Consider the following 12,802-nt stretch of genomic DNA (forward strand, 5'->3'; position numbering starts at 1 on the left):
AGAGTACCTATGGCTGAAGAGTATGATCTAGTCGTTTTAGGAGGCGGAACAGGTGGCTATGTTGCTGCCATCCGTGCTTCTAAGTTAGGGTTAAAAGTCGCAATCGTGGAAAAGCGTGAGCTTGGCGGAACATGCTTGCACAGAGGATGTATTCCTTCCAAAGCGTTGCTTCGGAGTGCAGAAGTTTTCCGTCAAACGAAAGAAGCAGACGAATATGGCGTCACAACACAAGAGCCAACTCTGAACTTTGTGAAAGTTCAAGAGCGAAAACAATCGATTGTCGATACGCTACATAAAGGCGTTCAAGGATTGATGCAAAAAGGGAAGATTGATGTCTATGAAGGATTCGGACGCATCCTAGGGCCTTCTATTTTCTCACCGACAGCCGGAACGATTTCTGTTGAGATGAATAATGGAGAAGAAAACGAAATGCTTATTCCGAAGAACGTACTGGTTGCTACAGGTTCTAGTCCGAAGTCATTGCCTGGATTGGAAGTGGATGGTGAATTGATCATGACTTCCGACGATGCGCTATACATGGAGAGTCTACCTGAGTCGATCATCATCGTAGGTGGAGGTGTCATCGGAATTGAGTGGGCATCGATGCTTGCTGATTTTGGAGTCGGCGTGACAGTTCTCGAATATCTTCCTACCATCCTTCCAACAGAAGATCAGGATGTTTCCAAGGAAATGTTGAAGCAAATGAAAAACAAAGGTGTAAACGTTATCACGAGTGCGAAAGTGATGCCGGATACATTAGATAAGTCCAATGGGATCTCGATTCAAGCAGAAGTTGACGGTGAAACCGTTACGTATGAAGCAGATCGGATGCTTGTATCTGTAGGTCGTTCAGCGAATGTCACGAACATTGGTCTTGAAAATACAGATATTGTCGTCGAAAACGGATTTGTGCAAACAAACGACATGTATCAAACAAAAGAAAGTCATATTTATGCCATCGGAGACGTAATAGGTGGAATGATGCTCGCGCATGTCGCTTCACATGAAGGGATCGTAGCAGTTGAGCATATGGCTGATAAGAAGCCTCATCCCATCAATACGGAACAAGTGCCAACTTGCATTTACTCAAACCCAGAAGTTGCAAGCGTTGGATTGACGCAACAACAAGCCGAAGATCAAGGTTATGAAATCAAAGTTGGTAAATTCCCGTTCCAAGCTGTCGGAAAAGCGCTTGTGTACGGCGAGAAAGATGGTTTTGTCAAAGTCATTGCCGATAAAAATACCGATGATCTGTTAGGCGTTCATATGGTTGGACCTCATGTAACGGATATGATTTCTGAAGCGGGGCTCGCAAAAGTACTGGATGCTACACCATGGGAGATTGCTGAGAGCATTCATCCCCACCCAACGCTTGCCGAAGCGATTGGAGAGGCCGCTATGGCTGTTGATGGAAACCAAATTCATGGATAAAGATTAAAGGAGGGAATCTCATGGCTGAAAACCGCCATAAGTCTTTAGGATTAAGTGATGATGAAGTATTAGACATGTTCCGCACAATGCTGCTTGCAAGAAAGATCGATGAACGCATGTGGTTGCTGAACCGTGCTGGTAAAATCCCGTTCGTTATTTCCTGTCAAGGTCAAGAGGCAGCCCAAGTAGGGGCTTCTTATGCATTAGATCGAGATAAGGACTACGCACTACCATACTATCGTGATATGGGTGTCGTATTATCTTTCGGGATGACGGCTAAAGATTTGATGCTATCCGGATTTGCGAAAGCGGAAGACCCGAACTCTGGTGGAAGGCAAATGCCAGGTCACTTTGGGCAGAAGAAAAACCGAATCGTTACGGGCTCCTCGCCTGTTACGACGCAAGTTCCACATGCAGTGGGCATTGCGCTTGCAGGAAAAATGGAGAAAAAGGATTTTGTTTCACTGGTTACATTCGGTGAAGGCTCGTCCAACCAAGGTGATTTCCATGAAGGGGCAAACTTCGCTGGTGTCCATAAGTTGCCTGTCATTTTCATGGTCGAAAACAACAAGTACGCCATCTCCGTGCCTGTTTCCAAGCAGCTGGCTTGTGAAAAAGTATCGGATCGCGCCATTGGGTATGGTATGCCTGGGGAAACAGTAGACGGAAATGATCCACTTGCTGTATATGAAGTCGTGAAAGCAGCTGCTGATCGCGGACGCAAGGGAGAAGGACCAACGCTTGTCGAAACCGTTTCGTACCGTTTGACCCCTCACTCCAGTGATGATGATGACCGTACGTATCGTGAAAAAGAAGAAGTGGAAGAGGCGAAGAAGAAAGATTCGATCGTCACTTTTGCAAATTACTTACGCGAACAGAACATTCTAACGGAAGAAAAAGAAGAAGCAATGAACAAAGAAATTGATGATTTAGTCAATGAAGCGACGGATTATGCTGAGAATGCGGCCTATGCCGAAGCGGAATCAGCTATGAAATACGTATACGAAGAGTAAGGAGGGGGAAGAACGATGCCAGTTATATCTTATATTCAAGCAGTTACTCAAGCTTTAAAAGAAGAAATGCAACGCGATGAGAAAGTATTTGTTTTAGGTGAAGATGTAGGGAAGCGCGGAGGAGTATTCCGTGCAACAGATGGCTTGTACGATGAATTCGGTGAGGATCGTGTACTAGACACGCCCTTAGCAGAATCTGCAATCGCTGGAGTAGGAATCGGTGCAGCTATGTACGGGATGCGTCCTGTTGCGGAAATGCAGTTCGCTGATTTTATCATGCCAGCAGTGAACCAAATCATTTCTGAAGCAGCAAAAATCCGCTATCGTTCCAATAATGATTGGCAAGCACCGATTACGATCCGTGCCCCGTATGGTGGTGGCGTACACGGAGCCTTGTATCATTCCCAATCTGTGGAAGCGGTATTCGCGAACCAACCAGGTTTGAAAATCGTCATGCCTTCCACCCCTTACGATGTGAAGGGTTTATTGAAAGCATCCATCCGTGACAATGACCCTGTGTTGTTCTTTGAGCATAAGCGTGCTTACCGCTTGATCAAAGGAGAAGTTCCGGAAGAGGATTACACATTGCCAATCGGAAAAGCGGACGTTAAGCGTGAAGGCTCAGACATTACCGTCATTACGTACGGACTCTGCGTACACTTCGCTCTCCAGGCGGCTGAGAAGCTTGCTGAAGAGGGAATTGATGCGCACATCCTGGACTTGCGTACGGTTTATCCTTTAGATAAAGAAGGAATTATCGAAGCAGCATCAAAAACAGGTAAAGTCCTTCTTGTAACGGAAGACAATAAAGAGGGCGGTATCATTTCAGAAGTGTCAGCGATCATCAGTGAGAACTGCCTGTTCGACCTAGATGCTCCTGTACAACGCTTAGCTGGTCCTGATGTACCTTCTATGCCTTACGCACCGACTATGGAAAAACACTTTATGATGAATCCGGATAAAGTTGAAAAAGCGATGCGCGACCTCGCCGAATTTTAAGAAGGAGGGATTCCTGTGGGTTTAGAAAAAATCAATATGCCTCAGCTTGGAGAAAGTGTCACGGAAGGTACTATCAGCACGTGGCTCGTCCAACCTGGTGATTCTGTAAATAAATATGATCCGATTGCGGAAGTAATGACAGATAAGGTAAACGCGGAAGTGCCTTCTTCCTTTACAGGTACGATAAAAGAGTTAGTAGCCCAAGAAGGTGATACGATCGAAGTCGGCGATTTAATGTGTCACATTGAAGTTGAAGGGGCTGGATCCGTATCTGAAGAAGAGTCCGCGCCTCAGAAAGAAGAAAAAGCACCGGCTGAACCTTCTGGTGGAAAAGCTGATGCCAAAGAGCCTAAGAAAGAGTCTAAGCCTAAGAAAGACGAAGGCAATAAGAAGCGCTATTCACCAGCCGTTATGACGCTTGCTCAAGAACACGATATCGATTTGAATCAAGTCGATGGTTCTGGACGCGGTGGACGTATCACTCGTAAAGATATCGAGAAGATTATCGAGAGTGGCGACATTCCGACAAGCGACGAAGCTCCTGCTAATGAAGCAGAGGCTCAGAAACAAGCACCAGCTGCTCCATCTGAAGCACCAGCTGCACCTGCACAACCTTCCGCTCCAAACGTTCAAGCAGGAGAAGGGGACGTGGAGATTCCAGTTACGGGTGTTCGGAAAGCCATTGCATCGAATATGGTGAAATCGACAACCGAGATCCCGCACGCATGGATGATGGTTGAGGTCGATGTGACCAATCTTGTCGAACTTCGTAATGCGAAGAAGAATAAATTCAAACAACAGGAAGGCTATAGCCTGACGTATTTCGCTTTCTTCGTGAAAGCTGTTGCCCAAGCGCTCAAAGAGTATCCAGAGCTGAACAGTATGTGGGCGGGAGACAAAATCATCCAGAAAAAAGCCATCAACCTGAATATCGCTGTGGCAAAAGATGATCAACTGTTCGTCCCTGTCATCCGGGACGCCGACGAAAAAAGCATCAAAGGGATTGCGAAAGACATCACGGAACTTGCGGGCAAAGCCCGTCAAGGCAAGCTGACTTCAAAAGACATGGAAGGCGGTACCTTTACAGTCAACAACACAGGCTCATTCGGATCTGTGCAGTCCATGGGTGTCATCAACCACCCTCAGGCCGCGATTTTGCAAGTAGAATCCATCGTCAAGAAGCCTGTCTTCCAAAACGGCATGTTCGGTGCGCGTGACATGGTCAACTTATGTCTATCGCTCGATCACCGTGTATTGGATGGTCTTGTAGCTGGAAACTTCCTTGCGCGCGTGAAAGAAATTCTAGAAAAAATGTCTGAAGACCATACATCGATTTATTAATAGATGGATAGAAGCGTTCTGCCTAAGGCAGGGCGTTTCTTTTTTTGTCTTAATACATGTAGGTTCTAGACGGTTTTTCATTCAATTATTCAATAAAAGTGTGTTGAAAACCTGAGTCACAGCAGGTTTAATTGGACCAAAATGCGTTCGTTCAAAAATGTATGAAGCATACAATCAATCCCTTCACTATGAAAGGGTGCTGAAAATATCGGAACATCTAGATGAATTACTGAACAAACTAGAAGAGCTGAAAAATCGACATGATGATCCGGTTTGATTCATTGAATCCAAGATGAGGGCTACAACACGTTTCGAACTGATGTTTCTTTCCATTGAAAGCGAATGAAGAACTTGGTAGAATATTGATAGTACTTAATAAAGGAGCCATGTATATGGATTTCAATATTTATATGAACGATGTCGTATCGCAAGCACGCGATGAAATATCGAAAGCAGGATACGAGCAGTTAACAACACCTGAAGAGGTGGATCAAGCCTTAAATCAAAAAGGGACGACCCTTGTCATGATCAACTCCGTTTGTGGTTGCGCGGGAGGTATTGCACGACCTGCTGCTTCACACGCCATCCATTATGATAAGCGTCCAGACCATTTAGTGACAGTCTTCGCTGGTCAGGATCGTGATGCGACAAACCGTGCGAGAGAGTATTTCGAGGGATATCCTCCTTCATCTCCATCATTCGCCCTTCTGAAAGATGGAAAAATTCAAACGATGGTTGAGCGTCATGATATTGAAGGATTCGATCCAATGCAAGTAATTGGTAAGCTTCAGAAGAGCTTTGACGAGTATTGTGAAGAAGTATAAGAGATGCGGGATCTTTGTTTCATACAAAGATCCCCTTTTTGGTTGAAAGAGGAGAGAGACCTGTGAAAATTGGTTATCGAACAATCAAGACAGCGCTAGGGACGCCATTTGCTATTTGGCTAGCACAAATGTTACAGCTGGATAATTTCGCATCGGCAGGGATTTTGACGATCCTTTGCATTCAGATTACGAGAAAGAAATCCATTCTATCTGCCTGGCACCGGTTTGCAGCCTGCCTTATTGCGATGGCTCTTTCATATGTGTTTTTTGAACTGGTAGGATACCATCCGCTTGCTATCGGAATGATGCTCTTTGCCTTCATCCCCGTTACGGTATGGTTGAAGTTGACACCCGGTATCGTGACGAGTTCTGTTATCATTCTTCATTTATATGGTTCGGGATCCATTGGCTGGGACGTGATATGGAATGAACTGGTGTTGATTACAGTGGGAATCGGAACGGCGTTGCTTTTGAATTTGTATATGCCGAGCTTGGAGAATAAGCTGGACGAATACCAGCGGGAAGTGGAGTACAATTTCTCGATTATCCTGAAGGAGCTTGCTACTTACTTGAAAGAGGGTAACGAACAGTGGATTGGCAGAGAGTTGACCCATACAGCTGATGTCTTAGAGAAAGCGAAGTCTCTGGCCTTCCGAGATGTAGAGAATCATTTGTTACGCACACATAATCATTACTATCACTACTTTCATATGCGTACGAAGCAATTCGAATTACTTGAACGAATGCTTCCGCTCGTCAGTCAAATATCGGAATCGTATGCTCATGGCTTCACGATTGCTGACTTTTTTGAGGAGTTAGCAGAAGCGGTCCATTCAGGGAATACGGCTGTCATCTATTTGAGGAAACTAAAGGTAATGAAAGATGAGTTTCGCCAAGATCGGTTACCTGAATCCAGAGAAGAGTTTGAAGTTAGAGCGAGCTTGTATCATCTGTTGAATCAAATAGAGGAATACTTAATTATTAAACGTTCCTTTAAGAAAAGTGACGTATAAGCAAATAGCCAAGCAGGGAAACTAAGCAAAAAGAGGGTGTATGCCGTGCACGTAATTTTGCTGTTGATGTCCATCACTCTATTTCCCTGGTCGTTTCAAGAGGACACGGTTTTGTTCGTGAACAAAGAAACCCATGAGGTAGCTCTTTTTGAAAATGGAACAGAAACATTCAGAGCCCCAGCTGCCATTGGTAAAACCGATGACCTGACTCCTGAGGGAACTTTTAACATTCAAGTGAAAGCGAAAGACCCGTATTACAGGAAAAAAGATATTCCTGGTGGAGTCCCAGAAAATCCTCTCGGAAGTCGCTGGATCGGGTTTGATGCAAGGGATACGGATGGAAGGATCTATGGAGTACACGGGACGAATCAGCCTGAATCTATAGGGAAGTCTGTTTCGGCGGGCTGCATTCGTTTAACGAATGAAAAAGTAGAGCAACTTTACGATCTCATTCCTAAAGGAGCAGAGGTTGTCATTGTAAAGAGTGGAGAGTCCATGGACAAGCTTTATGAACAATGGGACAAACAAAAATGGAAACTTCATTTAACGTAAGAAAAGCCGAGGATGGCCATCCTCGGCTTTTTTGCTGCTTTTTTTATAAGAAGTAAGTGGCGCCCATCAATAGAGATGATAGGACCATGGAAAGAATCATGATATAGATGATCACTTTCATACGGCGTTCGCGCTTTGATCTTTTCTTCTGTGTTGCCAAGGTATAAAACCTCCTTCTCACTCGGATCCTACCAAACATTCTACCGAAAAAACATCATTTGGACAAGGGAGCAAAATGAATTACAATAGTATTGTGAAAACAATTAATTTTTAAACAAGTAAGCGCTTAGATTTGGTATGCTAGAAGGGCAGAGATAAAGAGAAGGGAGCTTAAATAAATGACAAAACCCTATGATGAACTGAAACAAGAGTGGGAGAAGGATGTTGAGATGACGACCCAACGGTTCCCAGAGCGAAAAGAAGCTTTCCAAACAAGTTCAGAGCTTCCTATCAATCGCATTTATACGCCTGATCAAGGAAATGCAAGCTATGAAGAAAAGATCGGGTTTCCTGGTCAATATCCCTACACGAGAGGAATCCAACCTACTATGTATCGCAGTAGGTATTGGACGATGCGTCAATATGCAGGCTTTGGGTCTGCTGAGGAAACGAATGAGCGTTTCCGTTATTTATTAGATCAAGGGCAGACGGGTCTGTCGGTGGCATTCGACTTGCCGACACAAATTGGATATGACTCTGATGACCCTATGGCTGATGGGGAAGTCGGGAAAGTTGGCGTAGCCATCGATTCCTTGCATGATATGGAACAGCTTTTCGATCAAATCCCGTTAGATAAAGTCAGCACATCGATGACGATCAATGCACCGGCATCGATTCTGCTGGCGATGTACATAGCGGTGGGGGAGAAGCAGGGTGTCTCTCCCGCACAATTAACGGGAACGATTCAAAATGATATCTTAAAAGAATATATTGCACGAGGGACATACATTTATCCGCCTAAACCATCGATGCGTTTAATTACCGATATCTTTGCGTATTGTCAGGAAAATTTACCGAAATTCAATACGATCAGTATTTCCGGTTACCATATCCGTGAGGCAGGATCCACGGCTGTTCAAGAAGTCGCTTTTACTATTGCGAACGGTATGGCTTACGTAGATGCCGCCATAGAAGCAGGACTTGAAGTGGATCAATTCGCACCGAGGCTCGCCTTTTTCTTCAATGCGCACAATCAATTTTTCGAAGAAGCAGCTAAATTCCGAGCGGCGAGACGGATGTGGGCGAGTATTATGAAAGACCACTACGGTGCACAAAATCCGAAGAGTTGGAAATTACGATTCCATACCCAAACGGGTGGAAGTACGTTGACCGCCCAACAACCTGATAACAACATCGTTCGCGTAACATTGCAAGCGCTTGCAGCTGTTATGGGAGGGACGCAAAGCTTGCATACGAATTCTCGTGACGAAGCACTCGCTTTGCCTACAGAGGAATCGGCACGAATCGCTCTCAGAACGCAGCAAATCATTGCAAACGAGAGTGGTGTAGCCGATACGATTGATCCTCTAGGTGGCTCCTATTATGTTGAAGCTCTGACTGACCAAATTGAACAAGAAGCAAATGCTTACATCGAACGGATTCAACAGATCGGTGGAGCTGTTCAAGCAGTTGAAGAAGGGTTTATGCAGCGTGAAATCCATGCGGCAGCCTATGAAGCACAGAAACGTATGGAATCAAATGAAGATATCGTTGTCGGGCTGAATGAATATCAAGTAGAAGAAGAGATACATGCGGACCTTTTACGTGTAGACGAGGCGTTGGAGAAATCCCAAATTGAAAAAACGAAACATGTGAGAGAGACCCGTGACCAACCGGCTGTTGACGAGTCACTTAGAAAACTGAGAGAAGCGGCTCAACTCAATCAAAACGTTATGCCACACATCGTAGAAGCTGTGAAAGTCTATGCAACGGTCGGGGAGATTGCAAACGTATTAAGAGATGAGTTTGGTGAATATACGGGAATGTAGGAGAGGATGATGACGATGAAACCAATTCGAGTTTTAATAGCGAAGCCAGGACTTGACGGACATGACCGCGGGGCACTCATTATAGCGCAAGCCTTACGTGACCATGGGATGGAAGTCATTTATACAGGACTTCGTCAGTCAGCCGTACAAATCGCTCGAGCAGCGATTCAAGAGGACGTAGATGTCGTTGGACTGTCTTCTTTGTCCGGTGCGCATAAGTCGCTTTTTCCAAAAGTGGTAGAAGCTTTAGAAAATGAAAATGCAGCGGATATTCCTGTAATCGGCGGTGGGGTCATCCCTGCAGAAGATATTCCTTATTTAGAGGAGCATGGCGTGAAGAAGATCTTCACGAGTGGTTCGCCGACGGATGCCATCGCTGTTTATATCAAGCAGTTGTTTGAGGGACAGGCTATTGAATCTCCAAAGAAAATTGCGCACATCGGAATTGCTGTTGAAAGTATCGATCTATCGCTGCCATTTTATCAACATACTTTAGGTTTATCGCTTGAAGCGGTAGAAGAGGTAGAGTCGGAACAAGTCAAAGTGGCGTTTCTGAAAATAGGGGAGACGATGTTCGAACTATTAGAGCCTCTGAGTGAGAGCTCGCCTATCCAAAGCTTTTTGACAAAAAAAGGACCAGGTGTCCATCATATTGCTTTAGAAGTCGATGATATTCATAAACGACTTGAGCAATATCAATCGCAAGGGATCAAGCTCATTCATGAGACACCGAAAGATGGTGCTCACGATAGTCAAATTGCCTTTCTACACCCGAAAGCAGCGAATGGGGTCTTGTTTGAATTAAGTCAGCCAAAGGAGTGAGTCGGAGTGGACATATTTGATAAAATCAATGAATTATATGATAAGCGGCGCCAAGTTCAGCTTGGCGGTGGCGATGAACGAATTGATAAACAACATGAAAAAGGGAAATGGACGGCACGGGAGCGGATCGATTATTTAGTCGATGATGGCTCATTCGTGGAATTGAATCCTTTTATTGAACATCGACATGATGCGTTTGGTATGGACGGAAAACAAGCCCCAGGAGAAGGGGTTGTGACAGGATACGGAAAAGTCGGTGGACGTCCGATTTACTTATTCGCCCAGGACTTTACTGTTTACGGCGGAGCGCTTGGTGAAATGCATGCGAAAAAAATCGCGGCTGTGATGGACCTTGCGGCTAAAAATGGGACGCCTTTCATCGGACTGAATGATTCTGGCGGTGCGCGGATACAGGAAGGCGTGTCTTCACTGGATGGATATGGACAAGTCTTTTACCGAAATTCCATTTATTCAGGGGTGATTCCGCAAATCTCTGTCATATTGGGGCCATGTGCTGGTGGTGCCGTGTACTCTCCTGCAATAACCGATTTTGTGATCATGGTGGAGAAAACGTCCCAAATGTTCATTACGGGTCCAAAAGTCATTGAAACGGTGACAGGTGAACAAATTTCCGCTGAAGATCTCGGAGGAGCTGGTGTTCACAATAGTCTTAGTGGAAACGCCCATCTGAAGACGCCGGATGAAGCAAGCGCATTAGATGCCGTGAAGGACCTCGTCAGTTACCTACCTGCAAACAACAAGGAACAGCCACCTCGTCTTGAAGTGGAAGAGGAAGACGATTATCGCCCAGACATAACGGACCGAATTCCGTTTGATCCGATCCGTCCTTATGATGTACGCATCATAATTGATGAAGTCGTCGATCAGGATTCATTCTTTGAGATTCATCAAGACTTTGCTAAAAACATCGTCGTAGGTTTTGCCCGTATCAAAGGCCGTACGGTCGGTCTTGTGTGCAACCAACCGAAATATATGGCTGGTGGTCTCGATATCGACTCTAGTGATAAAGCGGCGCGTTTCATCCGTGTGTGTGACTCGTTCAATATTCCACTGATTACGTTCGAAGACGTGACAGGTTTCTTCCCTGGAATCAAACAAGAACACGGGGGTATCATAAGACACGGAGCGAAGATCCTATATGCCTACTCAGAAGCGACGGTACCTAAACTCACCGTGATTACGAGAAAAGCCTATGGCGGGGCTTATGTTGCATTAAATAGTAAATCGATCGGTGCAGACCTCGTGTATGCTTGGCCGAATGCCGAGATCGCTGTAATGGGTCCAGAAGGTGCTGCCAATATCATTTTTGCCAAAGATATCAAGAATAGTGAGAATCCTGAAGAAATGCGACAAGAAAAGATCAATGAATACCGTGAGCGGTTTGCAAACCCATACGTTGCAGCAGGACTCGGAATGGTCGATGATGTCATCGATCCACGCGAGACCCGTCAGACGTTGATCAAGTCGCTTGAAATGCTTGAAAACAAACAAGAAGATCGTCCATATAAGAAGCACGGGAATATCCCTCTGTAATTGACACGCCGGCTTAGTTCCGCTAACGTACTAAGAGGTAGTGTTTACATATGAAGGAGGACATATATCATGGTAGCGATTAATAAAGAGCGTCTATTAGAAGGGTTTTTAGAACTCGTTCAAATTGATTCTGAAACGAAAGAAGAAGCAACGATAGCAAAGGTCCTGAAGGAAAAGTTCGAATCACTCGGTCTTGAGGTATTAGAAGACAACGCCAAAGAAGTGACAGGGCATGGAGCCAACAACCTGATTTGTAACTTGAAAGGTTCGAAAGATGGAGCGGATCCCATCTACTTTACATCGCATATGGACACAGTAGTTCCCGGCAATGGAGTGAAGCCTTCCATTGAGGACGGCTACATTGTCACAGACGGAACAACGATTCTGGGTGCTGACGACAAAGCGGGTGTTGCTGCTATTTTAGAAGCTATCCGTTCATTGAAAGAACAGAATATAGAGCACGGTGACTTGCAATTTGTCATCACAGTAGGAGAAGAGAGTGGCCTTGTAGGGGCAAAAGCACTGGACAGCTCCTTATTGAATGCGAAATACGGCTACGCACTTGATAGTGATGGGAAAGTGGGCAACATCATTGTCGCTGCTCCAACACAGGCAAAAATCAATGCGATCGTAAAAGGTAAGACCGCACATGCTGGTGTGGCTCCCGAAAAAGGAGTCTCCGCTATCACATTAGCTTCAAAAGCTGTTGCGAAGATGCCGCTTGGTCGTATTGATGATGAAACGACAGCGAACATCGGACGTTTTGAAGGTGGTCAAAAAACGAATATCGTTTGTGATCACGTCGAAATATTAGCAGAAGCCCGCTCATTGGTTCCTGAGAAGATGGAAGCGCAAGTCGAGAAAATGAAAAAGGCTTTCCTCGAAACGGCTGAAGAAATGGGAGGCGAAGTGGAACTGGATGTTGCCGTTATGTATCCCGGCTTCAAACAGCAAGCTGGTGACCAGGTCGTTGAAATCGCAAGAACCGCCGCTTCAACGATCGGTCGTGATAGCGAATTGCTGACGAGTGGTGGTGGAAGTGACGCCAACATCATTGCTGGCTTCGGTATTCCGACAGTGAACCTGGCCGTTGGATATGAAGAAATTCATACGACTAACGAACGCATGCCTGTTGCTGAACTCGAGAAAGTCGCAGAACTTGTCACGGCAATCGTGGAAGAAGTAGCGAAATAAAATAGTCACGTGCGAGCACTCTGCATATTTGCAGAGTGCTTTTTTACGGATTGATCGGGCGTTCATGACGG

13 protein-coding genes are annotated in these 12,802 nt (G+C 45.3%); 12 read left to right on the forward strand and 1 reads right to left on the reverse strand.

Features of this window, described 5'->3' with window-relative positions:
• Window positions 1-9 precede the first annotated feature (9 nt).
• The 8 genes from lpdA to H0266_RS02045 all read left to right on the forward strand — a co-directional run bounded on the left by lpdA (window position 10) and on the right by H0266_RS02045 (window position 7,173).
• Complete coding sequence (gene lpdA / locus H0266_RS02010; protein ID WP_181470709.1) at window positions 10-1,431, forward strand: dihydrolipoyl dehydrogenase; 1,422 nt, start codon at window positions 10-12, stop codon at window positions 1,429-1,431.
• 20 nt (window positions 1,432-1,451) lie between these two features.
• The gene (locus tag H0266_RS02015) at window positions 1,452-2,444 is read left to right on the forward strand and encodes a thiamine pyrophosphate-dependent dehydrogenase E1 component subunit alpha (protein WP_181470710.1); all 993 of its coding nucleotides are present in this window, start codon (window positions 1,452-1,454) and stop codon (window positions 2,442-2,444) included.
• A 15-nt stretch (window positions 2,445-2,459) separates the two neighbouring features.
• The gene (locus H0266_RS02020) at window positions 2,460-3,443 is read left to right on the forward strand and encodes an alpha-ketoacid dehydrogenase subunit beta (RefSeq protein WP_181470711.1); all 984 of its coding nucleotides are present in this window, start codon (window positions 2,460-2,462) and stop codon (window positions 3,441-3,443) included.
• Between the two features lie 15 nt (window positions 3,444-3,458).
• Window positions 3,459-4,784 (forward strand): 2-oxo acid dehydrogenase subunit E2, encoded by a 1,326-nt coding sequence (locus H0266_RS02025; protein WP_181470712.1) that lies wholly within the window; start codon window positions 3,459-3,461, stop codon window positions 4,782-4,784.
• Window positions 4,785-4,941: 157 nt separating this feature from the next.
• Window positions 4,942-5,061 (forward strand): Spo0E family sporulation regulatory protein-aspartic acid phosphatase, encoded by a 120-nt coding sequence (locus H0266_RS02030; RefSeq protein ID WP_181470713.1) that lies wholly within the window; start codon window positions 4,942-4,944, stop codon window positions 5,059-5,061.
• 109 nt (window positions 5,062-5,170) lie between these two features.
• Window positions 5,171-5,608 (forward strand): BrxA/BrxB family bacilliredoxin, encoded by a 438-nt coding sequence (locus tag H0266_RS02035; RefSeq protein WP_181471698.1) that lies wholly within the window; start codon window positions 5,171-5,173, stop codon window positions 5,606-5,608.
• Between the two features lie 62 nt (window positions 5,609-5,670).
• Entirely contained in the window at window positions 5,671-6,621 is a 951-nt protein-coding gene (locus tag H0266_RS02040) for an aromatic acid exporter family protein (protein WP_181470714.1), read from the forward strand.
• 66 nt (window positions 6,622-6,687) lie between these two features.
• Complete coding sequence (locus tag H0266_RS02045; RefSeq protein WP_181471699.1) at window positions 6,688-7,173, forward strand: L,D-transpeptidase; 486 nt, start codon at window positions 6,688-6,690, stop codon at window positions 7,171-7,173.
• Between the two features lie 43 nt (window positions 7,174-7,216).
• Here H0266_RS02045 and prli42 read toward each other — a convergent pair whose 3' ends face one another.
• Window positions 7,217-7,333 (reverse strand): stressosome-associated protein Prli42, encoded by a 117-nt coding sequence (gene prli42 / locus H0266_RS02050; protein ID WP_246363590.1) that lies wholly within the window; start codon window positions 7,331-7,333, stop codon window positions 7,217-7,219.
• Between the two features lie 178 nt (window positions 7,334-7,511).
• Between prli42 and H0266_RS02055 the strand changes: the two genes are divergently transcribed.
• The 4 genes from H0266_RS02055 to H0266_RS02070 all read left to right on the forward strand — a co-directional run bounded on the left by H0266_RS02055 (window position 7,512) and on the right by H0266_RS02070 (window position 12,731).
• The gene (locus tag H0266_RS02055; RefSeq protein ID WP_181470716.1) at window positions 7,512-9,161 is read left to right on the forward strand and encodes an acyl-CoA mutase large subunit family protein; all 1,650 of its coding nucleotides are present in this window, start codon (window positions 7,512-7,514) and stop codon (window positions 9,159-9,161) included.
• Window positions 9,162-9,176: 15 nt separating this feature from the next.
• Complete coding sequence (mce, locus tag H0266_RS02060) at window positions 9,177-9,983, forward strand: methylmalonyl-CoA epimerase (protein WP_181470717.1); 807 nt, start codon at window positions 9,177-9,179, stop codon at window positions 9,981-9,983.
• 6 nt (window positions 9,984-9,989) lie between these two features.
• Window positions 9,990-11,537, forward strand: coding sequence for a carboxyl transferase domain-containing protein (locus tag H0266_RS02065; RefSeq protein ID WP_181470718.1), 1,548 nt, complete (start codon window positions 9,990-9,992; stop codon window positions 11,535-11,537).
• Between the two features lie 69 nt (window positions 11,538-11,606).
• The gene (locus H0266_RS02070) at window positions 11,607-12,731 is read left to right on the forward strand and encodes a M20/M25/M40 family metallo-hydrolase (RefSeq protein ID WP_181470719.1); all 1,125 of its coding nucleotides are present in this window, start codon (window positions 11,607-11,609) and stop codon (window positions 12,729-12,731) included.
• The last annotated feature ends 71 nt before the right edge of the window (window positions 12,732-12,802 follow it).

This window comes from Halobacillus locisalis (assembly GCF_013694105.1).
Classification (GTDB): domain Bacteria; phylum Bacillota; class Bacilli; order Bacillales; family Halobacillaceae; genus Halobacillus; species Halobacillus locisalis.

Excerpts from the sequence above, each read along its gene's own strand:
- H0266_RS02070 (WP_181470719.1), top strand. The coding sequence starts at position 11,607 with ATGGTAGCGATTAATAAAGAGCGTCTATTAGAAGGGTTTTTAGAACTC.
- lpdA (WP_181470709.1), top strand. The coding sequence starts at position 10 with ATGGCTGAAGAGTATGATCTAGTCGTTTTAGGAGGCGGAACAGGTGGC.
- mce (WP_181470717.1), top strand. The coding sequence starts at position 9,177 with ATGAAACCAATTCGAGTTTTAATAGCGAAGCCAGGACTTGACGGACAT.
- H0266_RS02055 (WP_181470716.1), top strand. The coding sequence starts at position 7,512 with ATGACAAAACCCTATGATGAACTGAAACAAGAGTGGGAGAAGGATGTT.
- H0266_RS02020 (WP_181470711.1), top strand. The coding sequence starts at position 2,460 with ATGCCAGTTATATCTTATATTCAAGCAGTTACTCAAGCTTTAAAAGAA.
- H0266_RS02030 (WP_181470713.1), top strand. The coding sequence starts at position 4,942 with ATGTATGAAGCATACAATCAATCCCTTCACTATGAAAGGGTGCTGAAA.
- H0266_RS02045 (WP_181471699.1), top strand. The coding sequence starts at position 6,688 with ATGTCCATCACTCTATTTCCCTGGTCGTTTCAAGAGGACACGGTTTTG.
- H0266_RS02035 (WP_181471698.1), top strand. The coding sequence starts at position 5,171 with ATGTATATGGATTTCAATATTTATATGAACGATGTCGTATCGCAAGCA.
- H0266_RS02015 (WP_181470710.1), top strand. The coding sequence starts at position 1,452 with ATGGCTGAAAACCGCCATAAGTCTTTAGGATTAAGTGATGATGAAGTA.